The 23860-nt window shown below is 62.5% G+C and carries 24 protein-coding genes; 21 read left to right on the plus strand and 3 right to left on the minus strand.

The window, feature by feature from the left end; genetic code table 11:
- Positions 1–19: 19 nt before the first annotated feature.
- Together BM026_RS02550 and gshB are read right to left on the minus strand one after the other, a co-directional pair.
- On the minus strand, positions 20–925 hold the full coding sequence (locus tag BM026_RS02550) for an energy transducer TonB (RefSeq protein WP_058426564.1): 906 nt from the start codon (positions 923–925) through the stop codon (positions 20–22).
- Positions 926–1001: 76 nt separating this feature from the next.
- A complete protein-coding gene (gene gshB, locus BM026_RS02555; protein ID WP_028618297.1) occupies positions 1002–1955 on the minus strand; it encodes a glutathione synthase in 954 nt (317 codons plus the stop codon).
- Positions 1956–2194: 239 nt separating this feature from the next.
- Here gshB and pilG point away from each other — a divergent pair, with 239 nt between their 5' ends.
- From pilG to madM, 21 genes are all read left to right on the plus strand, one after another.
- On the plus strand, positions 2195–2602 hold the full coding sequence (pilG, locus tag BM026_RS02560) for a twitching motility response regulator PilG (protein ID WP_071490365.1): 408 nt from the start codon (positions 2195–2197) through the stop codon (positions 2600–2602).
- Positions 2603–2648: 46 nt separating this feature from the next.
- Positions 2649–3014: a twitching motility response regulator PilH gene (gene pilH / locus BM026_RS02565; RefSeq protein ID WP_014720320.1), complete on the plus strand. Its 366-nt coding sequence runs from the start codon at positions 2649–2651 to the stop codon at positions 3012–3014.
- Positions 3015–3026: 12 nt separating this feature from the next.
- Positions 3027–3551, plus strand: coding sequence for a chemotaxis protein CheW (locus BM026_RS02570; RefSeq protein ID WP_093120641.1), 525 nt, complete (start codon positions 3027–3029; stop codon positions 3549–3551).
- Complete coding sequence (locus BM026_RS02575; RefSeq protein ID WP_071490363.1) at positions 3548–5599, plus strand: methyl-accepting chemotaxis protein; 2052 nt, start codon at positions 3548–3550, stop codon at positions 5597–5599. The genes BM026_RS02570 and BM026_RS02575 overlap by 4 nt, the downstream gene beginning before the upstream one ends.
- Positions 5600–5766: 167 nt before the next feature.
- A complete protein-coding gene (locus tag BM026_RS02580; RefSeq protein WP_093527244.1) occupies positions 5767–11571 on the plus strand; it encodes an Hpt domain-containing protein in 5805 nt (1934 codons plus the stop codon).
- Positions 11564–12019, plus strand: coding sequence for a chemotaxis protein CheW (locus tag BM026_RS02585; protein ID WP_058426570.1), 456 nt, complete (start codon positions 11564–11566; stop codon positions 12017–12019). Before BM026_RS02580 ends, BM026_RS02585 begins: the two co-directional genes overlap by 8 nt.
- Positions 12020–12337: 318 nt before the next feature.
- Positions 12338–12688: a polymorphic toxin type 44 domain-containing protein gene (locus BM026_RS02590; protein WP_256575485.1), complete on the plus strand. Its 351-nt coding sequence runs from the start codon at positions 12338–12340 to the stop codon at positions 12686–12688.
- The gene (locus tag BM026_RS02595; RefSeq protein WP_058426571.1) at positions 12666–13085 is read left to right on the plus strand and encodes a hypothetical protein; all 420 of its coding nucleotides are present in this window, start codon (positions 12666–12668) and stop codon (positions 13083–13085) included. Before BM026_RS02590 ends, BM026_RS02595 begins: the two co-directional genes overlap by 23 nt.
- 330 nt (positions 13086–13415) lie before the next feature.
- Complete coding sequence (locus BM026_RS02600) at positions 13416–13655, plus strand: DUF6124 family protein (protein ID WP_092241997.1); 240 nt, start codon at positions 13416–13418, stop codon at positions 13653–13655.
- 61 nt (positions 13656–13716) lie between these two features.
- A complete protein-coding gene (locus BM026_RS02605; protein ID WP_092242000.1) occupies positions 13717–14346 on the plus strand; it encodes a nucleotidyltransferase domain-containing protein in 630 nt (209 codons plus the stop codon).
- On the plus strand, positions 14309–14743 hold the full coding sequence (locus BM026_RS02610; RefSeq protein ID WP_092242400.1) for a hypothetical protein: 435 nt from the start codon (positions 14309–14311) through the stop codon (positions 14741–14743). The genes BM026_RS02605 and BM026_RS02610 overlap by 38 nt, the downstream gene beginning before the upstream one ends.
- A gap of 133 nt (positions 14744–14876) precedes the next feature.
- On the plus strand, positions 14877–15599 hold the full coding sequence (locus tag BM026_RS02615; protein WP_093120649.1) for a hypothetical protein: 723 nt from the start codon (positions 14877–14879) through the stop codon (positions 15597–15599).
- A 120-nt stretch (positions 15600–15719) separates the two neighbouring features.
- Complete coding sequence (gene mdcA, locus BM026_RS02620) at positions 15720–17390, plus strand: malonate decarboxylase subunit alpha (RefSeq protein ID WP_093120652.1); 1671 nt, start codon at positions 15720–15722, stop codon at positions 17388–17390.
- Positions 17391–18224, plus strand: a complete 834-nt coding sequence (locus BM026_RS02625) for a triphosphoribosyl-dephospho-CoA synthase (RefSeq protein ID WP_092242009.1) — start codon at positions 17391–17393, stop codon at positions 18222–18224.
- The gene (locus tag BM026_RS02630) at positions 18224–18523 is read left to right on the plus strand and encodes a malonate decarboxylase subunit delta (protein WP_071490357.1); all 300 of its coding nucleotides are present in this window, start codon (positions 18224–18226) and stop codon (positions 18521–18523) included. Before BM026_RS02625 ends, BM026_RS02630 begins: the two co-directional genes overlap by 1 nt.
- A complete protein-coding gene (locus BM026_RS02635; protein ID WP_093120655.1) occupies positions 18516–19358 on the plus strand; it encodes a biotin-independent malonate decarboxylase subunit beta in 843 nt (280 codons plus the stop codon). Before BM026_RS02630 ends, BM026_RS02635 begins: the two co-directional genes overlap by 8 nt.
- Positions 19355–20125, plus strand: coding sequence for a biotin-independent malonate decarboxylase subunit gamma (mdcE, locus tag BM026_RS02640; protein WP_093527246.1), 771 nt, complete (start codon positions 19355–19357; stop codon positions 20123–20125). The genes BM026_RS02635 and mdcE overlap by 4 nt, the downstream gene beginning before the upstream one ends.
- On the plus strand, positions 20119–20706 hold the full coding sequence (locus BM026_RS02645) for a malonate decarboxylase holo-ACP synthase (protein ID WP_093527248.1): 588 nt from the start codon (positions 20119–20121) through the stop codon (positions 20704–20706). Before mdcE ends, BM026_RS02645 begins: the two co-directional genes overlap by 7 nt.
- On the plus strand, positions 20703–21602 hold the full coding sequence (gene mdcH / locus BM026_RS02650; RefSeq protein WP_093527250.1) for a malonate decarboxylase subunit epsilon: 900 nt from the start codon (positions 20703–20705) through the stop codon (positions 21600–21602). The genes BM026_RS02645 and mdcH overlap by 4 nt, the downstream gene beginning before the upstream one ends.
- 67 nt (positions 21603–21669) lie before the next feature.
- A complete protein-coding gene (gene madL / locus BM026_RS02655; RefSeq protein ID WP_015886323.1) occupies positions 21670–22074 on the plus strand; it encodes a malonate transporter subunit MadL in 405 nt (134 codons plus the stop codon).
- Between the two features lies 1 nt (position 22075).
- Entirely contained in the window at positions 22076–22840 is a 765-nt protein-coding gene (madM, locus tag BM026_RS02660; RefSeq protein WP_071490352.1) for a malonate transporter subunit MadM, read from the plus strand.
- Between the two features lie 97 nt (positions 22841–22937).
- On the opposite strand, the gene BM026_RS02665 is transcribed toward madM, so the two are convergent.
- A complete protein-coding gene (locus BM026_RS02665) occupies positions 22938–23858 on the minus strand; it encodes a LysR family transcriptional regulator (RefSeq protein WP_092242030.1) in 921 nt (306 codons plus the stop codon).
- Positions 23859–23860: the final 2 nt, after the last annotated feature.

Here is a 23860-nt window from a genome sequence, read left to right on the forward strand (position 1 = left end):
CCACAGCTGGTAATTGTCATCAATTGCTCGACAGCCGATCACCCTTGGCAAACTTCCAGGTGCGGATGATTTCCAGGCGGTCGACGTCGTTCAAATCGCCGCTGAACGGCGCAAAGGGCGCGGCCAGGCGCACGATGCGCTGGGCGGCCTGGTCCAGCAACGGCTGGCCGGACGACTCGAGCACCTGCACTTCATAGAGCGTGCCGTCGCGGTTGATTGACACCAATAGTCGCAAATTTCCGTAAATCTGCTGGCGTCGGGCTTCCTCAGGGTAATTGAGGTTACCGATACGCTCGACCTTCTTGCGCCACTCGTCTTTGTACCAGGCGCCTTTGTCGCGCATGGTCGATGCGGCGTTCAGCCGATAGATGCGCGGGCGCTTGGCGTACAGCTGCTGTTCGTTGGCCAGTTCGGCTTCGAGGCTGGAAATTTCGTCGGACAGGGTCGAACTGTCGAAAGTCGGTGCCGGTTTTACAGGCTCGGGCGTGGGTTCGGTCTTGGTTTTTTCGCGCTGGGCCGGGGCTTTCTGCGGTTTGGGTGCGATGGTGGTCACGGCGGGCTTGGGCGCTGCCTGCTTGACCTCCGGCTTGGGCGCCGGTGGTGGGGTGACTTTGTTGACCTTGTTGTCCTGGAACGGCGCCACTTCGGTGGTCTTCGGCACGGCTTTCTTGTCGAGGGTGCCGCTGCCTTGCTGGTTGTCCTGGGCGAGAAAGTCAGCCTTCTCGGGCTTCTTTTCGCTCTTGAACGTGGCGAGGGTGATTTCCAGGGTCTGGGTGATTTGCTTGGGTTCGACCATGGTGAAACCCACGCCGAGGATCAGGGCCAAGTGAATCAACGCTGCCAGGAACAGGGTAAATCCGAGCCGATCAGCCGGGCGCACGCCGCTGTGGGAGAGTTCGGGGGGTAGCTCGGACGGGAGTGTCATGACAAAAAACCAACATCGCGCGTTTCACAGGTGGGGCATGATAGCGCAATGTTGGTGCGTGTCCGGCTGTTCTATATCACTTGGCTTGCAGCTTGCGCTCAATGGCGGCCATCAACATTTCGCCGATGTTCGTGCCAAATGCGTTGTCGATCTCGCGAATGCAGGTGGGGCTGGTGACGTTGATTTCGGTGAGGTTCTCGCCGATGACGTCCAGTCCCACGAACAGCAGGCCTTTTTCGCGCAGGGTCGGGCCAACCTGGGCGGCAATCCAGCGGTCCTTGTCCGATAGAGGGCGGGCTTCGCCACGACCACCGGCCGCCAGGTTGCCACGGGTCTCGCCGGCGGCCGGGATGCGCGCCAGGCAGTAGTCCACCGGCTCGCCGTCAATCATCAGGATGCGCTTGTCGCCGTCCTTGATCGCCGGCAGATAGGCCTGGCCCATGATCTGCTGGGTGCCCAGGGCGGTCAGGGTTTCCAGGATCACCGACAGGTTCGGGTCGCCGGCGCGGTGGCGGAAGATCGAGGTGCCGCCCATGCCGTCCAGCGGCTTGAGGATCACATCACCATGCTTGGCAGCGAACTCGCGCAGCACATCGGCGCGGCGGCTGACCACGGTCGGTGGTGTGCACTGTGGGAACAGGGTGGCGAACAGCTTTTCGTTGCAGTCGCGCAGGCTCTGCGGCTTGTTGACGATCAGCACGCCGGCGCGCTCGGCCTGCTCCAGCAGGTAGGTGGAGTAGACGAATTCCATGTCGAACGGCGGGTCCTTGCGCATCAGGATCACGTCCAGGTCGCTCAGTGGGCTGTCGATTTCGTCTTGCAGCTCGAACCACTTCTCAGGGTTGGCAAACACCTGCAGCGGGCGCATGCGTGCGCGGGCCTCGCCGTCACCCTGGTAAAGATCGCGCTGCTCCATATAGAACAAGGTCCAGCCGCGGGCCTGGGCGGCCAGGAGCATGGCCAGCGAGCTGTCCTTTTTATAGGAAATGCTGGCGATAGGGTCCATGACAATGCCGACGCGAACGCTCATGGGGGATTTCCTCTAGCAAATTAGGGCGCATAAAAGTGGCGTCAGAGTGGCGCTGCGGCTGTTGTGGGTCAAGGAAAAACCACCTGGCCGGTTGCTCGATAGATTGCGCCCGGAGACTGTGCTAAAAAGACTGCCACGGCGCAGCAGCCCTTGAATTCCAAGGCTTGCGGCGCTCATCCTGTGCAACATCAGGCAGTACACACCGAAAACCGATTCGCTGTGGCGATGGCAGAGCAGATATGGAACAGCATTCCAACGCCTTGAGAGTGATGGTGATCGACGATTCGAAGACGATCCGCCGCACCGCCGAGACCTTGTTGAAGAACACGGGGTGCGATGTCATCACGGCCATCGACGGTTTCGATGCCCTGGCCCGGATTGTGGATCATCACCCGCACATTATTTTTGTCGACATCATGATGCCGCGCCTGGATGGCTATCAGACCTGCGCGCTGGTGAAGAACAACCCGGCGTTCAAGTCGATCCCGGTGATCATGCTGTCGTCCAAGGACGGCTTGTTCGACAAGGCCAAGGGGCGCATCGTGGGTGTCGATCAGTTTTTGACCAAGCCTTTCAGCAAGGAAGAACTGCTGGGCGCGATCAAGGCCTACGTGCCAGGGTTCGCCGTAGTAGAACAAGCACACTGACGCCGCCTCACAAGGGCCGGCGTCCACCTATGTAGTGGGGAAAACCATGGCACGTGTTCTGATCGTCGACGATTCGCCGACTGAAATGTACAAACTGACCGGCATGCTGGAAAAGCATGGCCATCAGGTCCTCAAGGCTGAAAACGGTGCGGATGGCGTGGCCCTGGCCCGCCAGGAAAAACCCGACGCCGTCCTGATGGACATCGTGATGCCGGGCCTCAATGGCTTCCAGGCCACCCGCCAGCTGTCCAAGGAGCCGGAAACCAACGGCATCCCGATCATCATCATCACCACCAAGGACCAGGAAACCGACAAGATCTGGGGCGCACGCCAGGGCGCCAAGGACTACCTGACCAAACCGGTGGATGAAGAAACCCTGATCGCCACCCTGAACAAGGTGCTGGCCGGCTGACGGTTCGCCATCATGACCGAGTCGCAAACCGCCTTTGAGCTGCTGCTGGACATCGACCGCCGCTGTCGCCTGTTGGCCGCCGACCTGCCGTCCCAGGAAACCCGTCTGCAACGCTGGAGCGGGATCGGCTTTCGCCTGGGGCAGCACTGGTATGTGGCGCCCATGGGCGAAGTTGCCGAAGTCCTGCATGAACCGCGCTGCACGCTGATGCCCGGGGTCAAGGCCTGGGTCAAGGGTGTGGCTAACCTGCGTGGGCGCTTGTTGCCGGTGATGGACCTGGGCGGGTTCCTCGGCCTCGAGCTGTCCAAGGCACGCAAACAGCGGCGCGTACTGGTGGTGGAATTCAACGATTTGTTTGTCGGGCTGCTGGTGGACGAGGTGGTGGGAATGCAGCATTTCGCACAAGACGCACTGCTGGCGAGTGCCGCCCCCGGCGCGCCGTTTATCCAGGGACGTTTCGAGGGCAGCCCGCAGTGGCAGGTCTTCAGCCCCTTCGCCCTGGCCCAGGCCCCAGGCTTCATGGATGTTGCCGCATGACCACCGTTACCCCGCCAAAACCTCAGGCCGCGTCGCGCAGTCGTTCCCAGATCATTGTGCTGTTCATTGCACTGATCGTGTTCATCATGTTGCTGTTTGCCAACTTTGCGTACCTCAACACCCAGTCCACCTATGACAAGCAGTACATCGGCCACGCCGGTGAGTTGCGCGTGCTGTCCCAGCGCATTGCCAAGAACGCCACCGAAGCCGCCGCCGGCAAGGCTGCTGCGTTCAAGTTGCTGGGCGATGCGCGCAACGACTTCGCCCAGCGCTGGGGCTACCTGAAAAAAGGTGATCCGGAAACCGGCCTGCCGGCTGCGCCCAGTGCGGTACGTGCCGAAATGCGTGCGGTGCAGACCGACTGGGAAGCGCTGCTGAAAAACACCGACGCGATTCTCGCCAGTGAGCAGACCGTGCTGTCCTTGCACCAGGTTGCGGCGACCCTGGCGGAAACCGTTCCGCAGTTGCAGGTGGAGTCGGAAAAGGTCGTCGACATCCTCCTGCAACGCGGTGCCCCGGCCAGCCAGGTCGCCCTGGCCCAGCGCCAGTCGTTGCTGGCCGAGCGGATCCTGGGGGCGGTGAACACCGTACTGGCCGGCGACGAAACCGCCGTGCAGGCCGCCGACGCCTTTGGCCGCGATGCCAACCGTTTCGGCCAGGTGCTCAACGGCATGCTCCAGGGCAACCCCGGCCTGCGCATCACCCAGGTCGAAGACCGCGATGCCCGCGCGCGGCTGGCGGAAATCGCCGAGCTGTTCGAGTTTGTCTCCGGCTCGGTGGATGAAATTCTCGAAACCTCGCCGCAACTGTTCCAGGTGCGCGCTTCGGCGAGCAACATCTTCAACCTGTCACAAACCCTGCTCGATGAAGCCTCGCACCTGGCCACCGGTTTCGAAAACCTGGCCAGTGGCCGCAGTTTCGACACCATCGGCGGCTATGTACTGGGCCTGCTGGCGCTGACCTCGATCATCCTGATCGGCCTGGTGATGGTGCGCGAGACCAACCGCCAACTGCATGAAACCGCCGAGAAGAACGAGCGCAACCAGAACGCGATCATGCGCCTGCTGGATGAAATCGAAGACCTGGCCGACGGCGACCTCACCGTGACGGCCTCGGTGACCGAAGACTTCACCGGCACCATCGCCGACTCCATCAACTATTCCGTCGACCAGCTGCGCGATCTGGTTGCTACCATCAACCTCACCGCCGGGCAAGTCGCCGGTGCGGTGCAGGACACCCAGGCCACTGCCATGCACCTGGCCCAGGCCTCGGAGCACCAGGCCCAGCAGATCGCCGAAGCGTCCACGGCGATCAACCAGATGGCCCAGTCCATCGACCAGGTGTCAGCCAACGCCGCCGAATCGTCGGCGGTGGCGGAGCGCTCGGTGGAAATTGCCAACAAGGGCAACGAGGTGGTGCACAACACCATCCACGGCATGGACAACATTCGCGAACAGATCCAGGACACCGCCAAGCGCATCAAGCGCCTGGGCGAGTCGTCCCAGGAAATTGGCGATATCGTCAGCCTGATCGACGATATTGCCGAGCAGACCAACATCCTCGCCCTCAACGCAGCGATCCAGGCGAGCATGGCCGGGGACGCCGGGCGCGGCTTTGCAGTGGTGGCCGATGAAGTGCAACGCCTGGCCGAGCGTTCGTCGGCGGCGACGCGGCAGATTGAAACCCTGGTGCGGGCGATCCAGGCCGACACCAACGAAGCGGTCATTTCCATGGAGCAGACCACCACCGAAGTGGTGCGCGGCGCACGGTTGGCCCAGGATGCCGGGGTGGCGCTGGAAGAGATCGAAGGCGTGTCGAAAACCCTCGCAGCGTTGATCCAGAGCATCTCCAACGCGGCGCAGCAGCAGACGAGTTCGGCGGGGCAGATCTCCCTGACCATGAACGTGATCCAGCAGATCACCACCCAGACCTCTTCGGGCTCCACGGCCACCGCAGAAAGCATCGGCAACCTGGCGAAAATGGCCAGCCAGCTGCGCCGGTCGGTGTCGGGGTTCACCTTGCCAGCGGCTAAACAGGCTGATGATTGAAATGCAGTACACATGTGGGAGGGGGCTTGCCCCCGATAGCAGTGGGTCAGTCACCCAATCTTTGACTGATGCACCGCCATCGGAGGCAAGCCCCCTCCCACATGTGATCTCTATCTGTCTTGATATCTCGCACCACCAGCAACCCATGAATTCCAAGCGGAGCAGTTATGGTTGATCGGCACGACTACGTGGCCCTCGAATGGGTCAAGGGCGACATTGCCGAAACCCTGAAACAGGCCCGTTCGGCGCTCGATGCGTACGTCGAAACCTCAGACGGCGATGCCATCGGCGAGTGCCTGGCGTGTGTCCATCAAGTGCATGGCGCGCTGCAAATGGTCGAGTTCTATGGCGCAGCCCTGCTGGCCGAGGAAATCGAAGAGCTGGCGCAGGCCCTGCAAGCCGACCGCGTGAGCCAGCGCGACGAAAGCATCCGCCTGCTGCAACAGGCCCTCAACCAATTGCCGCTGTACCTGGACCGTGTGCACAGCGCCCGCCGCGACTTGCCGCTGGTGGTGTTGCCATTGCTCAACGACCTGCGCAGCGCGCGTGGTGAAAGCCTGCTGTCGGAGACCAGCCTGTTCAGCCCGCAACTGCTGACCATCGCGCCGCTGCCTGATGAGGCCCTGGCCCAACGTGCCGTGCCCGACCTGAAAGAACAACTGCGCCAGTGGCACCAACTGCTGCAACAGGCCTTGGCCGGGTTGCTGCGCGAAGACCATGGCCCCAGCAACCTGGAAGACATGGCGCGGGTGTTCGCGCGCCTCGAAGCCTTGTGCCAGGGCGCGCCGTTGTTGCCATTGTGGCAAGTCACCTCGGCGCTGGTCGAAGGCATGCTCACCGGCGTGATCGCCAACAGTCCGGCGCTGCGCAGCCTGCTCAAGGCCAGCGACAGACAGCTCAAGCGCCTGCTGGCCCAGGGCATCGGCGGGATCAATCAGGCAGCGCCGGATGAACTGCTCAAAAGCCTGTTGTTTTACGTCGCCAAGGTCACTCGGCCGACGCCGCGCATGCAAAGCCTCAAGGAACGCTACGGCCTGGATGAGGCCTTGCCCGACAGCGCGGTGGTCGACGCCGAGCGCGCGCGCCTGGCCGGGCCGGACCGCAACGCCATGGGCTCGGTGCTGGGCGCGTTGTGCGAAGAGCTGGTGCGGGTCAAGGAGCGCCTCGACTTGTTCGTACGCAGCGACCGCCAGCACACCAGCGACCTGGATGCGCTGCTCGCACCGCTGCGGCAGATCGCCGACACCCTGGCGGTGCTGGGTTTCGGCCAGCCGCGCAAGGTCATCATCGATCAACTCGCCGTGGTACTGAGCCTGGCCCAAGGCCAGCGCGAGCCTAACGACGCTGTGCTGATGGACGTCGCCGGCGCCTTGCTCTACGTCGAAGCCACACTGGCCGGCATGGTCGGCACCGTCGAGCCGGAAAGCCGCGAAGAAAGCCGCCTGCCCACCACCGATCTGACCCAGATCCACCAATTGGTGATCCGCGAATCCTGCCAGTGCCTCAAGCAAGCCAAGGAACTGGTGATCGACTGCATTGAAGCCGACTGGGATCGCCAGCGCCTGGAGTCCCTACCCGAGCTGCTGAGCCAGGTGCGTGGCGCCCTGGCGATGATCCCTTTGCCCCGTGCGGCGAGCCTGATGCGCGGATGCACGGATTACGTCGACGAACAGTTGATGGGCAGTGATGCGCCACCGTCCGAGATGCAATTGGCGCATTTCGCCGACGTGATCAGCAGCCTGGAGTATTACCTCGAGCGCATGCTCCAGGACCCCGATGCCGCAGGTGAGCGCGTGCTGGAGTTGGCCACTCAAGGCTTGGCGGCGCTGGGTTACCTGCCCGTCGAGAAACCCTGGCGCCAGGCGTTGGTTGCACCCGATGCCACACTGCCGGCCGAGCTTGCGCCGAGCCAATCGCAGTACGACGCCCTGGCCAGTCCGACGTCGCGCCTCAACCCGCCGGCCCTGCAACGCCCCGGCAGCCTGTTGCCGCCGCCCGCCGACGAGGAGCCCATCGACGACGAACTGCGCGAAGTTTTCCTCGAAGAGACCGACGAAGTCCTCGAGGTGCTGCACCGTCATCTGCCCAACAGCGTGGACAAAACCGCCCAGGGCGAAATGCGCCGCGCTTTCCACACCCTCAAGGGCAGCGGCCGCATGGTGCGCGCCCTGGTCTTGGCCGAGCTGGCCTGGGCCGTGGAAAACCTGCTCAACCGTGTGCTGGAGCGCAGCGTGGTGCTCGGCCCCGAGGTGCAGCAGGTGCTGGATGAAGCGGTGGCCCTGTTGCCGGAATTGATTGCTGACTTTGCCATCGACGGCCAGCGCCAACGTGATGAAGTCGACGCCCTGGCCGCCCGCGCGCACGCCTTGGCCAGCGGTACACAAGTAGCGGCCGCCGAACCCCATGACCCGATGTTGCTGGAGATTTTCCGCAACGAAGCCCAGAGCCACCTGGACAGCCTCAACCACTTCCTGCAACAGGCCGCCGAGCATGTGCCGCTGCAAGTCAGCGATGAGCTGCAACGCGCCCTGCACACCCTCAAGGGCAGCGCCTACATGGCCGGCGTGCTGCCTATCGCCGAACTGGCGCGCCCGCTGGACCACCTGACCCGCGAGTACAAGGCCCACCGTCTGCCGCTGGACCTGGATGAAGTGGAGTTGCTGCTGGAAGCCGAAGGTCTGTTCCAGCGTGGGCTGCGCGACCTGGACAGTGATCCCTTGGCGCCGATCAACGGTGCAGAGGGCCTGATCAAGCGCACCCAAAGCCTGTTGGATCAGCAGCTTGAAGCGCTGCTCGACGTGCGCATCAAGCGCGATCCGCAGCTGATCGCCAACTTTCTGGCCCAAGGCATGGACATCCTGCTCGACGCCGAAAGCCTGCTGCGCCGCTGGCAGCAGCACCCCGGCGAGCGCCAGGAGCTGACTGCGCTGCTGGATGAACTGACCACCCTGGGCGAGGGAGCGCATGATGCGGATCTGCACGCCATCGACGAACTCTGCGAAGCCCTGCTCGACCTCTATGGCGCGGTGGAGGAGAGCAGCCTGGCGGTGAGCGAGCGGTTCTTCCACGAGGCCGAGCAGGCCCATGAAGCGCTGATCAGCATGCTTGACCAACTGGCCGCCGGCCAGGAAATCAGCCCGGCGCCGGCCCGTGTCGAGGCCTTGCGCGAGTTGCTCGATGAAGCCCTCGACCCGTCCGCCACCGGCTTGATCAAACGCGATGGCAGCCAAGTGCTGAGCATTGCCGAACTGGGCGCCGCCACCCAGCAGTTGGATCACGAAATCACGATGGACGACGAGATCGTCGAGATCTTTCTTGAAGAAGCCGTGGACATCCTCGACAGCGCCGGCCAGTCGCTCAAGCGCTGGTTGCTGGAACCTGACAACGCCGCGCCGTTGTCGTCGTTGCAGCGCGACCTGCACACCCTCAAGGGCGGTGCACGCATGGCCGAGATCGGCCCGATTGGCGACCTGGCCCATGAGTTGGAATGCCTGTACGAAGGGTTGGTGGACCGTCGCTACAGTTACTCCACCGAGCTCTCCCAGGTGCTGATGGCCAGCCATGAGCATCTGGCCTTGCAGCTTGAAGAGCTCCAGCATCACCAACCCTTGAGTGACAACGCCGAGTTGATCGCCAAGGTGCGGGCGTTGCGCCAAGGCAACGCGCCTGCCGCATCCGCCGCTGCGCCAGCAGCGTCGGGCGCCGACCCGGAATTGCTGGATATCTTCCTCGAAGAGGCGGCCGACATTCTCGACAGTTCCAGTGCAGCGCTGTCGCGCTGGCAGGCCGAGCCCGGCAACCGCCAGGAAGTGGAAACCCTGTTGCGCGACCTGCACACCCTCAAGGGCGGCGCGCGCATGGTCGAGATCACCCCCATTGGCGACCTGGCTCACGAACTGGAATTCCTCTACGAAGGCCTGTCTGCCGGCTTGCTCGCGCCGTCGTCTGAGCTGTTCGCGTTGCTGCAGGGCTGCCACGACCGCCTGGCGCAGATGATCGATGCCGTGGCGGACGGCTTGCCGGTCGGCTCGGTGGACAAGCTCATCGAGCGCATCAAAAGCCTGGTGCACCCAAACCAGGAGCCGGTGACGCCGGTGGCGTTGCCCGCAGGCAAGGCGGAGGCCGTGGTGGACCCGGCTGCCGACATGGTGAAGATCTCCGCCGAGCTGCTGGATGATCTGGTCAACCTGGCCGGTGAAACGTCGATTTTCCGTGGCCGTATCGAGCAGCAGGTCAACGACGCACGCATCGTCCTCACGGAAGTGGAAACCACTCTCTCACGCATGCGCGACCAGCTGCGGCGTCTCGACACCGAAACCCAGGGCCGCCTCCTCAGCCGCCAGCAGGCCGAGGCCGAGCGCCTGGGCTACGAAGAATTCGACCCGCTGGAGATGGACCGCCATTCGCAGTTGCAGCAACTGTCCCGTGCGCTGTCCGAATCGGCCTCCGACCTGCTCGACCTCAAGGACACCCTTGAACGCCGCAACGAGGACGCTCATGGCCTGTTGCAACAACAGGCACGCATCAATACCGAGTTGCAGGAAGGCCTGATGCGCACGCGCATGGTGCCGTTCGAACGCATGCTGCCACGCCTCAAGCGCATCGTTCGGCAGGTGGCGGGCGAGTTGGGCAAGGACGTGGAATTCATCGTCGGCAACGCCGAAGGCGAGATGGACCGCAATGTGCTGGAACGCATGGCGGCGCCCCTGGAACACATGTTGCGCAATGCCGTCGACCACGGCCTGGAGTCCCGCGATGCGCGACTGCTGGCCGGTAAGCCGGAGAAAGGCCGCATCACCCTGGACCTGACCCACGAAGGCGGCGATATCGTCTTCGATATGCGCGACGATGGCGCCGGCGTGCCGCTGGAAGCCGTGCGGCGCAAGGCGATCAAGCGTGGCCTGCTCGGGGCGCATCAAGAGATGAGCGACCGCGACGTGTTGCAGTTCATCCTGCAGCCGGGGTTCTCCACGGCTGAAAAGATCACGCAGATTTCCGGGCGCGGCGTGGGCATGGACGTGGTGCATGAAGAGGTTCGCCAGCTCGGCGGCTCGATGGTCATTGACTCGACCCCGGGCGAGGGTGTGCATTTCCGCATTCGTTTGCCGTTCACTGTATCGGTCAACCGTGCACTCATGGTGCAGTGCGCGGACGATCAATACGCGATCCCGCTCAACACCATCGAGGGCCTGGTGCGGGTGCTGCCCCATGAACTGGCCGGGCATTACCAGCAAGACCCGCCGTATTATGAATACGCCGGCCAGCGTTACGAACTGTTCTACCTGGGCGACCTGCTGCACACCGTCAGCCGCCCCAAACTGCTGGGCCAGTATCAACCGGTGCCGGTACTGCTGGTGCAGTGCAATGAACGGCACGTGGCCATCCATGTGGACGCCATGGCCGGCACGCGGGAGATTGTGGTCAAGGGCCTGGGGCCGCAGTTTGCCGGTGTGCAGGGCTTGTCTGGCGCGACGATCCTGGGCGATGGTCGCGTGGTGCTGATCATTGACCTGCTGGCGCATATCCGTGCGCGGCAACCCGCGCTGCCGGCCCAGCCGGTCGACGCGCCACTGATCCTCAACGACCCGCTGAAAAAGCGCCCGTTGCTGGTGCTGGTGGTGGATGACTCGGTTACCGTGCGCAAGGTCACCAGCCGCCTGCTGGAGCGCAACGGCATGAACGTGCTCACCGCGAAAGACGGCATCGACGCGCTGGCAGTGCTGGAAGAACATACACCGGACCTGATGCTGCTCGACATCGAAATGCCGCGCATGGACGGCTTCGAAGTCGCCACCCAAGTGCGCAACGACCCCCGGCTGATGCGCCTGCCGATCATCATGATCACCTCGCGCACCGGCCAGAAACACCGCGACCGCGCCATGGCCATCGGCGTCAACGACTACCTCGGCAAGCCGTACCAGGAATCGGTGCTGCTCGAAAGCATCGCCTACTGGAGCAAGTCCCATGCTTGACCACCGCACCAGCCAACTCACCGGCCTGCTGCTGCCCCTGGCCGATCGCCACCTGGTGCTGCCCAACGTCGCCATCGCCGAGCTGATCGACTTCCAGCGCGGCGAACCGGCCAGCGACGCGCCGCCGTGGTACTTGCGACAAGTGACCTGGCGCGACCGGCAGATCCCGCTGATCAGCTTCGAAGCGGTGTGCGGTGAAGCCAGTGTGACCGGCGAACGCTCGCGGATCGTGGTGCTGAATGCGCTGGGTGGGCGGCCGACGTTGAAGTTTATTGCGCTGGTGATCCAGGGGATTCCACGGTCGTACAAGCTCGACAGTGAGTTGAGCTACGTGGATGTGCCGCTGTGCCCGCTGGAGCTGGCGGCGGTGCAGGTGGGCGAGCATGTGGCTAAGGTGCCGGATTTGCTTGGGCTGGAGGCACTGCTGGTAGAGTCCGGCCTGGCCTGATCCCTCATTCTCAATCCCAGTGAATATCAAAATGTGGGAGGGGGCTTGCCCCCGATGGCTGACTGTCAGTTGATACTTCTATACCTGACCCACCGCAATCGGGGGCAAGCTCTGTCTTACATTTGATCCTCTGTGTTTGACAGGCCGTCGCGACCCAAACCGCCCAAAAATGTCGGAACTGAATGTTATTTGTGTAAGTAATTTCTTTAACTGGATTGGGCCGGTTTTCTGGCCTGAGTGGGATGCCAGGTTCGGCGCTTCCCTTTGCCAGTAAGGACACGCAAATGGCTGTGCCGTTAATGCCTCCCGGTGTTTCCAATGTTTGAAAATATGGCGATTGCCAAGTGCAAGCGCATCCATCTCAGGCCGGGTTCGGCGTTTGCCTATTCTTGGTTTTATTCGCAGGTCAGAGCTGCAGGGCCGTGGAACTACAAGAAGCAAGGGCGTCAATACGAGGCTTTTGGTAATTTCAATTACGGTGCCACGGGCACGGTGTTAGGCATTCCCGATCATGTGTTACTGCGGGCTGCAGGAGTTGCTCAAACCATCGCCAAAACCACCCTGCCGGATTTTGGCTCATGGTGGGGAGATGATCCTTTTGGTGATGACCCGCGAGATCAATATTGGATAAGGAGAGGTATCGAGTATGCGATTTCACAAGGCTACTGAAGGCCTCATACCGATCCTGCGTAACTGCCTGCTGGTGGGCTGCCTGATTTATATCGCAGGCAGTTGGTTACTATCACCCGGAACACCGGATTTGGACGAAGTGGTGTTGAAGCATTCCTTGGGCAACGGCTCCTCGATCTATGGCGCGCGGGATGGCCAAGGCGGTGCAACGGTGGGCTTTTCATACCGCTACTACGTGCATAGGAACTTGAGTAACGATCGGGAAATACTCACCACATTGGTGTCGGCGCATCCTTTTCTGAAAACCAAGGAACCCAATGTTCAAGTGAGTGAGCATGAGGGCGTGCTTACATTGGATATTCAGGGGCGAGTGTACGAGTACAACAGCTATGCCCTCGAAGGTCTTGGCCCGATCAAGGTGGTGATGGGGCTGTGATGGACTGGGCTTCGGATTTTTCCTGCAAGATTTTGGGCTGTGCATGAACTTGTCGGGCGCGGACAGCGCGCCTAGTCTTCGTCCCGTCATCGCAAAAAACGGTGACACGGACGTGCAAGTCCGGTTACATGTCGGCGCACAAACGCCCATAGCCATTCAACGGGCGTTTTTTATGCCTGCTGTACTCGTTATGGCGGCTGTGCGTGGGAGATCCCTCGGGGTCTGCCGGGGTCCGATATGCCCGGTCTTGCACACCTGCGCACAGCTGCCACCTTAATTCGCGTGCAAGCGGAAGAGGGCAGTCTCCATCACATATCGGAGTTGTAGATCATGATCAAACCCACCCCCAATCCGCCCCTCTTCACCGTAAACCCTCACCAAGACACCGAAACCCTGCTGGTCAACGCCAGCGAAACCCTGTCTTCCCTCAACGCACTCACTTGCAACCTCGCCTTCGACCTGGACACCTCCCAGCGCGCAATCATGCTCGGCATCCAGCAAATGGCGGAGTTGGGGCAATTGCTGGTGGATCGTGCCCTGGAACAGATTTCCCCTTATCCAGCCGCTTAAAACTTGATCGTTCCCAAAAAGGGACCTATCGTTCCCTTTTTGGGACTCTTTGGCCGCTGCCATGCAAACCTTGCCGCTCAGCACCGCGCTCTTCACCGCTACCCAGCAAAAAGTGCTGGGTCTACTTTTCGGCAAGCCCGACCAAAGCTTCTTTACCAATGAAATTGCACGCTGGGCCCAGGTTGGCAAGGGTAGCCTTACGCGTGAACTGGAACGTTTGCAGTTGGCAGGCATCTTGAGTATGACGCGCCAGGGCAACCAGACCCATTACCAAGCAAATCCTCAATGCCCGATCTACTCGGAATTGTTAGCCATCGTGCGCAAGACCCTGAGCCTGGACGAGCCCTTGCGTAATGCACTGGCATCTTTCGCCGAGCAGATAACCTGGGCCTTTGTCTACGGTTCCATCGCCAAGGGCGAAGCACACTCATCCAGTGACATAGATCTCATGTTGATCGGCGAAAGCCTCAACTACAGTGAAGTCATGGAGCAGCTCATGCCGCTGGAAGAGCAGCTGGGCCGCACCATCAACCCGACGCTTTACACCCCTGAAGACTGGATCGGCAAATGGAATGCGGGGAACAGTTTTGTGCAGCGGGTCGTGCAGCAGGACAAGATCAATCTGATTGGGGGCAACCCCCTGGAATCCACGGATGGACAGCAAGGTAAACCTGGAGAATCTGCAACGTAGCGGCGGTTTGAAGGCTGAGCCGCCGGATCGCAAAGAGTGTGATGGGCTGATGCGTTCAGCCAGGGATCGGCTGAGGGATGCCGGCAACCCACAGTTATCATTCGCCAGTCGTTTCGACCTGGCTTACAACGCGGCTCATGCTATCGCCCTCACGGCCTTGCGCTTGCAGGGGTATCGCTCGGACAAACGCTATCTGGTGTTTCAATGCCTGGTTCACACCACAGGTGCCGGCAAGGTGCAGGTGAGGTTGTTGGCGCTGTGTCATGAGCGTCGGAACCTGGCGGAGTACGAAGGGTATATGGATGAGGACGAGCCGCTCTTAGCCCAGTTGATTGACAGCACGACCACGTTGCAGGGAAACGTGGAGGGCCTGTTGGCTGGATATCAGTGGGCATGACTCGATCAAAAATGTAGGAGAGGCGTCCTGGTGAATTGTGACGGGGTGCGGATCACTTGTTCCTTTCCCATCGTAAAGATCCCCACCCCACTGCCGATAGCCAAGGAAGTTTTTCGACAGAAGTATCGACGCAATGTGGCTTTTGGATGGGTTTGCCTGGCTGTACGACCTCAACCGGTTTACCGGCACGCTTCTGATGTGGTTTGGCGTGCTGGTGCTCACGGCAGCGGTGACCATGAACGTGCAGTCCAATCGTGGGAAGCTGTGGGGGTTCATGATTACCACCGCAGGCGCGGTGTTTATCCTGGTGTACCTCGAAAGCCTCAAGCTGGTCGGCGCCGATAAGGCTATCAAAGGCGTGGTGAGCAACTTTGTGGTCATGACCCTGGGCGGTCTTGGCTCGGGCCTGCTGGCGGTGGCGATAACCCAAGGACCCACCCCTGAAGAAGACAAACAGGCTCGAGGGTTTATCCGTGATCGTCTGCTGGACGCGCTTGAATACGCCTTTGTGTACGTCGCGATTTGCGCGTTCACCGTGTTCGCGGTGTGCTTGCCACTCAACCTGCTGGGCTGGCCTCCCGTCGACGAGCACGACTTGCTGAGCCTGCTGATGGTGTGCCTGGGTGCCCTGCTGGGTTACGCGATAACCTCCCGTCCCAATCGCTTGAGAAACTGGGAGCAACTGGGCGGCTGTGCGCTGGTGGCGCTGCTCTTGCTGCTGTCGCCGGTTTACGCCCAGGCGCTGTCGGGCCTGTGGGAGTGGAGTTGGGCGGCTGTGTTGGGGCTGCACGGTTTTGCCGCGTTGGCGTTGTTAAGAACCATATGGTTCCACCGCAGCGAATGGCAAAGCACCTGAACGCTCGTGTTCATTGAGCCATCATTAATCCAGGCGTAACAGTCCAGCGCTCAGCTTGATTGATGGCCCCCTCAATCACTCCTAAGGTAAGCCCCACGACAGCAAACCCGTGGAGCGACCATGACAACAACAATCACCCCCGACTCACGCTGGACGCGGCGGCGCGACGAGAAGCAGCGGCGGCTCGGGCTGGTCAGGCAATACGCAGACGGTGCGGTGCTGCCCAGCGACAGGATCGTCGAGGCGCTTGAGGCGCTGATCCTCCCCGGCGACCGCGTGGTGCTGGAAGGCAACAACCAGAAACAGGCTGATTTCCTCTCGCGCTCCCTGGCCAAGGCCGACCCGGCCAAGCTCCACGATTTGCACATGATCATGCCCAGTGTCGGCCGCTCCGAGCACCTGGACCTGTTTGAAAAAGGCATCGCCCGCAAGCTGGACTTTTCCTTCGCCGGCACCCAATCCCTGCGCATCAGCCAGTTGCTCGAAGACGGCCTGCTGGAAATCGGCGCGATCCACACCTACATCGAACTCTATGCGCGGCTGGTGGTGGACCTGATCCCCAACGTGGTGCTCTCCGCCGGTTTCATGGCCGACCGCGCCGGCAACATCTACACCGGCGCCAGCACCGAAGACACTCCGGCGCTGATCGAGCCAGCTGCGTTCAGCGATGGCATCGTCATCGTGCAAGTCAACCAGTTGGTGGACGACGTTACCGACTTGCCCCGCGTCGACATCCCCGCGAGCTGGGTGGACTTTGTGGTGGTGGCCGACAAGCCGTTCTATATCGAGCCACTGTTTACCCGCGATCCCCGCCACATCAAGCCGGTGCATGTGTTGATGGCGATGATGGCGATCCGTGGCATCTACGAAAAACACAACGTGCAGTCCCTCAACCACGGCATCGGTTTCAACACCGCCGCCATCGAGCTGATCCTGCCGACCTACGGCGAATCCCTCGGCCTCAAGGGCAAGATCTGCCGCAACTGGACCCTCAACCCGCACCCCACGCTGATCCCCGCCATCGAAAGCGGCTGGGTGGAAAGCGTGCATTGCTTTGGCACCGAACTGGGCATGGAAAACTACATCGCCGCCCGCCCGGATGTGTTCTTCACCGGTCGCGACGGCTCGATGCGTTCCAACCGCATGTTCTGCCAGCTCGCCGGCCAATACGCGGTGGACCTGTTTATCGGCGCCACCCTGCAAGTCGACGGCGACGGCCATTCCTCCACCGTGACCCGTGGCCGACTCGCCGGTTTTGGTGGTGCGCCGAACATGGGCCATGACCCACGCGGTCGCCGCCATGGCACACCCGCATGGCTGGACATGCGCCACGACGATGCGCCCGAAGCCTTGCTGGAGCGCGGCAAAAAACTCGTGGTGCAAATGGTCGAGACCTTCCAGGAAGGCGGCAAACCCACCTTCGTCGACACCCTCGACGCCGTGGAAGTCGCACGCAAAAGCGGCATGCCCCTGGCGCCGATCATGATCTACGGTGATGACGTCACCCACCTGCTCACCGAAGAAGGCATCGCGTACCTGTACAAGGCGCGCTCCCTCGAAGAGCGCCAGGCGATGATCGCCGCTGTCGCGGGCGTCACGGCCATCGGCATGCGTCACAACCCCAAGGACACCGCACGCATGCGCCGCGAAGGCCTGATCGCCTTGCCCGAAGACCTGGGGATTCGCCGCACCGACGCCACCCGCGAGTTGTTGGCCGCCAAGAGTGTCGCCGACCTGGTGGACTGGTCTGGCGGCCTGTACAACCCGCCCGCCAAATTCAGGAGCTGGTAAATGCGCGCCCTCAAACTGCATGAACTCAGCCTTGCGGATCGCCTGGCTGACATGGCCGTCGATGCGCTGATCGATGAAGCCGACCTGTCGCCCAAACCCGCCCTGGTGGATAGGCGTGGCAACGGCGCCCATAGCGATTTGCACTTGGGCCTGATGCACGCTTCGGCGTTGTCGCTGTGGCCGATGTTCAAGGAAATGGCCGAGGCCGCGATTGAGATCGGTGAAGTCGGTTTGCCCCTGCGTGAAGCCCTCGGGCGTCTTGGCCGTGACGGTGAGCAGGCAATGCTGACCACCACCAACGGCGTGAACACCCATCGTGGCGCGATCTGGGCACTCGGGTTGCTCACCGCCGCCGCCGCGCTGCAACCACGCGCCGTGACGCTGACTGCCGCCAGACTGGCCCTGCTCCACGACCGTTTCGCCCCACAACCCATGAGCCATGGTGCCCAGGTTGCCCAACGCTACGGCGCACGCGGTGCCCGTGAAGAAGCGCAGCTCGGCTTCCCGTCCGTGGTGCAACGTGGCCTGCCGCAACTGCGTAAAAGCCGCCTGCACCATGCCGGTGAACAGAACGCTCGCCTGGACGCCTTGCTCGCGATCATGACCGAGCTGGCCGACACTTGCGTGCTCTACCGCGCCGGCACCGAAGGCCTTCAGGCCATGCAGCACGGTGCCCAAGCCGTGCTGGACGCTGGCGGCAGCGCAACCCTGGCCGGTCGCCGCCAACTGCATGAGCTGGACCAGCAACTGCTGGCCCTGAATGCCTCCCCCGGCGGCGCCGCCGACCTGTTGGCCGCCTGCCTGTTTATCGACCGCCTCGACGGAGCGTTGTGATGGAAACCTTATCCTTTGAATTCCCCGCCGGGCAGCCGCCAAAAGGCCGTGCGCTGGTGGGTTGCGTCGGCTCGGGCGACCTGGAAGTGCTGCTGGAACCGGGCACGCCGGGCACCCTGACCATCCAGGTGCAGACTTCGGTGAACGGCGCCGAACAACGCTGGCAACATCTGTTCGAGAGGATGTTCCAGGAGCAGACGCCACCGGCCTTGAACATCGATATTCACGACTTCGGTGCCACCCCTGGCGTGGTGCGCCTGCGCCTGGAGCAGGGTTTCGAGGAGGTCGGCCATGACTGACTTGCTCGCCAGACACAGCTTCGTCGAGCTGGGCGCTCGGCAGCGCGCCAAGGCTTTGCTGGACGTTGGCTCTTACCGCGAATTGATCGACCCGTTCCAGCGTGTCATGTCGCCGTGGCTCAGCCGCCAGGGTGTGGTGCCCCAGGCCGATGACGGTGTGGTGATCGCCAAGGGCAGCCTCGGCGGGAAACCGGTGGTGATTGCCGCCATCGAAGGCAACTTCCAGGGCGGCAGCCTTGGCGAAGTGGGCGGTGCGAAAATCGCCGGCGCATTGGAACTGGCGGCCGAAGACAATCGCAAGGGCATCCCGACCCGCGCTGTGTTGTTGCTGGAGACTGGTGGCGTGCGCTTGCAGGAGGCCAACCTGGGCCTGGCGGCGATTGCGGATATCCATGCGGCGATTGTCGACCTGCGTCAGTACCAGCCGGTGATCGGCGTGGTGGCGGGCAGTGTCGGTTGCTTTGGCGGCATGTCCATCGCGGCCGGGTTGTGCAGTTACCTGGTGGTCACTCGAGAAGCACGCCTTGGCTTGAATGGCCCGCAAGTGATCGAACAGGAAGCGGGGCTTGAAGAGTACGACTCCCGCGACCGGCCCTTCATCTGGAGCCTTACCGGCGGCGAGCAACGCTTCAACAGTGGCTTGGCCGACCGTTACGTGGCGGACGATGTGGCCGAGATTCAACAGACTGTGAGTGCGCTGCTGCAACAAGGCCTGCCCGCCCGACAACGCAGCCGCCAATCCGAATATTACCTGGCGCGCCTGGCCGAACTGGACGCTACGCCGCAGATCGACCCGGCGACGGTGCGCGCGCTGTATCAAGGAGAACGCTCATGAGAGGTTTGCAGTGGTTCAACGTATTGAGCGCCGGCGCCACGCCTGTCGAGGGTTTGCCGAACTCCGTGAAAGTGGCCGACGGCCTGCTGGGCGAACAAGCCGTACGCTTTATCGCCGTGGTCACCGACGCCCAAAACCGTTTCCCCCGCGCACGCAATGGCGAAGTCGGTTTGCTGGAAGGTTGGGGGTTGGCGAAGGCTGTCGATGAAGCCATCGCCCGTGGCGACAAGCGCCCAATCATCGCCATTGTCGACGTGCCCAGCCAAGCCTACGGCCGGCGCGAAGAAGCCCTCGGCATCCACCAGGCGCTGGCGGCCGCCGCCGACAGCTACGCTCGCGCACGGCTGGCCGGGCACCCGGTGATCGCGCTGCTGGTGGGCAAGGCCATGTCCGGCGCGTTCCTCGCCCACGGTTACCAGGCCAACCGCCTGATCGCCCTGCGCGACCCCGGCGTGATGGTGCACGCCATGGGCAAGGCTTCGGCGGCGCGGGTGACCCTGCGCAGCGTTGAAGAGCTGGAAGCCCTGGCCGCCAGCGTGCCGCCGATGGCCTATGACATTGACAGCTATGCCAGCCTCGGTCTGTTGTGGGAGACCTTGACGGTCAGCCAGGTCGAACAGCCTACGGCGCAGGATGTTGCGCGGGTCAACGACTGCTTGGTAAGTGCGATCAAGGATGTCGGCAACACCGACTTGAGCAGCCGCCTCGGCGCTGCCAACCGCGCCGCCTCCAGCCACGTGCGCCAACTGCTGCGGGAGCAATGGTGAACGCCCACGACCTGCTCTGGGGCATGACCCCGGCGCATCTGCCCGCTGACGCGCCGGCGTGGGCGAAGGATGCGGTTGGCACGGTAGTCGTGCGTCGCGCCATCGTCGCGCCTGGCTTTGTCGCGGTGGGCGTGCGTGGGGGGTTGCGCGAGCAGCGGTTTGCCGCGTTGATGCCGAAGGCAGCCGTACAGCGGAGGGTCGCGCCGGAAGCGTTGCGCGATGTGGTGTCGACAAGGGATCTACCGGCATTGCAGGCCCTCGATCAACTGCGGCCCGTGCTGGCGCCATTGAGTTGGGGCGTCACGGGCAGCGCAGGTTTTGAGTTGGCAACGGGCATTGAAGCCCTGCATGCCCAGAGCGACCTGGACCTGATTCTGCGCACGCCCGAGCCGCTGGATCGCAACGATGCACGCGACCTGCTGGCCACTTTGGATGAAGTTACGTGTGCCGTGGACCTGCAACTGCAGACACCTTTCGGCGCCGTCGCCTTGCGCGAATGGGCCGGTCCATCGCGGCGGGTGCTGTTGAAAACCGCCAACGGTGCGCATTTGGTCATTGATCCCTGGCAGGCCGTGGCATGAGCAGCCTTCTGGTGTTCCCAGGGCAGGGCGCCCAGCGCCCGGGCATGCTCCAGGCGGTGCCGGCGGACGTGCTGGAGCAGGCCAGCGATGCCTTGGGTGAAGACGTTCGCACCTTGGATTCGGCCGAGGCCCTGGCCAGTACCCGCGCTGTACAACTCTGCCTGCTGATCGCCGGCGTCGCCCATGCCCGCCAGCTGCAACACACCCCGGATTACGTTGCAGGCCTGTCCATCGGTGCTTACCCGGCAGCGGTGATCGCTGGTGCCCTGGACTTCAGCGATGCAATCAAGCTGGTCAGCCTGCGCGGTGAGCTGATGCAAAACGCTTATCCACAGGGCTACGGCATGACCGCGATCATCGGCCCCGAGTTATCCACCGTCGAAAACCTGCTGGCCGAAATCCACAGCCCTGAAACCCCGGTGTATCTGGCCAATATCAATGCCGATAATCAGACCGTCATCGCCGGCAGCGACCAGGCCATGAAATGCGTCGCCGACCGCGTCAAGGGCAACGGCATCGCCAAGCGCCTGGCTGTCAGCGTGCCCTCCCATTGCGCATTGTTGGACCAACCGGCACAGGCCCTGGCCCAAGCCTTCGGTACGCTCAAGACGCCGCGCATCACCTACCTGAGCAGCACCCGCGCACGGCCCATTCACACCCCCGAGCAACTGCGCGACGACCTGGCCTTCAACATGTGCCGCGTCGTCGACTGGCGCGGCACCGTGCAAAGCGCCTACGAGCGCGGCGTGCGCCTGCAAATCGAACTGCCACCGGGCGCCGTGCTCACCGGCCTGTCACGCCGGGTGTTTGAACAAGGTACGGTGATCGCCTTTGAGGGCGCACGCCTGGACACCTTGCAGGCCCTGCTGCAAGAGGAGGAGCGCCGCCACCGATAGAGCACTACCCAAGGCTTTCGAAGCACAACAACAACAATTTCGATCGAGCACTTTGAGGACAACAACAATGATTATCTACGGTGTGGCATTACTGGCGATTTGCACGCTCGCGGGCGTGATCATGGGCGACATGCTCGGCGTGTTGCTGGGTGTCAAATCCAACGTGGGCGGGGTGGGGATCGCGATGATCCTGTTGATCTGCGCCCGCCTGTGGATGCAAAAACGTGGCGGCATGACCAAGGACTGCGAAATGGGCGTGGGATTCTGGGGTGCCATGTACATCCCGGTGGTCGTGGCGATGGCTGCGCAACAGAACGTCGTCACCGCCTTGCACGGCGGCCCGGTAGCGGTGCTGGCGGCGATCGGTTCGGTGGTGGTGTGTGGTTGCACGATTGCCCTGATCAGCCGCACGCACAAGGGCGAACCGTTGCCCGATGAAGAGCCGCTGATTGCTCCAGTGGGAGGTCGCTGATATGTGGGATCTCATCGAAAAAGGCCTGGAACACAACGGCCTGATCACCGCGTTTGCCTTCGTGGGTGTGGTCATGTGGCTCTCCGTGGTGCTGTCCAGGCGCCTGACCTTCGGGCGCATTCATGGCTCGGCGATTGCCATCGTTATCGGCCTGGTATTGGCCTGGGTCGGTGGCACGATTACCGGCGGTCAGAAAGGCCTGGCGGACCTGGCGCTGTTCTCCGGCATCGGCCTGATGGGCGGCGCGATGCTGCGCGACTTTGCCATCGTCGCCACGGCGTTCGAGGTGCAAGCCACCGAGGCGCGCAAGGCCGGGATGATTGGCGTGATCGCGCTGCTGCTGGGGACGATCCTGCCGTTCATCGTAGGCGCGAGCATGGCTTGGGCGTTTGGTTATCGCGATGCGATCAGCATGACCACCATTGGCGCAGGGGCTGTGACCTACATCGTCGGCCCGGTGACCGGCGCAGCGATTGGCGCGACCTCGGATGTGATGGCGCTGTCGATTGCCACCGGCTTGATCAAGGCGATCCTGGTCATGGTCGGTACGCCGGTCGCGGCGCGCTGGATGGGCTTGGACAACCCGCGTTCGGCGATGGTGTTTGGTGGGTTGGCCGGCACCGTCAGCGGTGTGACGGCGGGGCTGGCGGCGACGGATCGGCGGCTGGTGCCGTATGGCGCGCTGACGGCGACGTTCCACACCGGGCTGGGCTGCCTGCTTGGGCCTTCGTTGCTGTATTTCATTGTGCGCGGCCTGGTTGGGTAAGGGGTCTATCAGGGCCTCATCGGGGGCAAGCCCCTCCCACATTTGAACTGCGAACACATTCAAGTGTGGGAGGGGGCTTGCCCCCGATGGCTGTGTGTCAGGCTGACACTTGGCGATTGGCATACATCCGACACTCCGCCAACAACGCCAGCAGGTTCGGGTCCCTTTCCTTGGCCTTCAGGAACACCACCCCGATATGCTGCTGCAACCGATACCTGGGTTGCAGCGGTATGAGCTTCACGCGGTTCTCATACACCGCCGCGATCCGTCCCGGCAGCAGCGCATAACCCACGCCCGAGCTGACCATGCTCAGCAGCGTGAAGATATCATTGACCTGCATCGCCACCTTCGGCTCGAACCCAGCCTGCTTGAACACACGGTTGCCATCCTGGTGCGTGGCGAAGCCTTGGGTGAGGGTGATGAAGGTCGCGTCGCGCACGTCGGCGAGGTCGATTTCTTGCTCGCGGTCGAAGGGTGAGTCGGCCGGGGTGGCGAGGAAGATGTCGTCGGAAAACAGCGCGATCTGTTCGCAGTCGGGGTCGTTGGCGTGCTCATCCAGGGAGATGAGGATCGCGTCTACTTCCATGTTCTTGAGCTTGTAGAGCAGGTCGAAGTTTGAACCCAGGATCAGGTCGATATTGAGCTCGCTGCGGCGGATCTTCAGGCCCATGATCAATTGCGGCACGGTCTTCACCGTCAGCGAATACAGCGAGCCCAGTTTGAAGCGTTCGGCGGAGAACCCGGCGGCTTCGCGGGTCAGGCGTACGCTGTCGACCACGTCGGCCACCAGTTTCTGTGCACGCTCTTCCAATACGTAGGCGCTTTCCAGCGGCGTGAGGTTGCGCCCTTCGTGTTTGAACAGCGGGCAGCGCAGGGCGTTTTCCAGGGAGTGGATGGCGCGGTGTACGCTCACATTGCTGGTTTGCAGCTCGGCGGCGGCGCGGGTCAGGTTGCCGGTGCGCATGAACGCCAGGAAGATTTCCAGTTTCTTGAGGGTGAATTCTTCGTCGATCAGCATGG

The sequence above is a fragment of the Pseudomonas sp. NFPP24 genome, from assembly GCF_900112095.1.
GTDB classification, from domain to species: Bacteria; Pseudomonadota; Gammaproteobacteria; order Pseudomonadales; family Pseudomonadaceae; genus Aquipseudomonas; species Aquipseudomonas extremorientalis.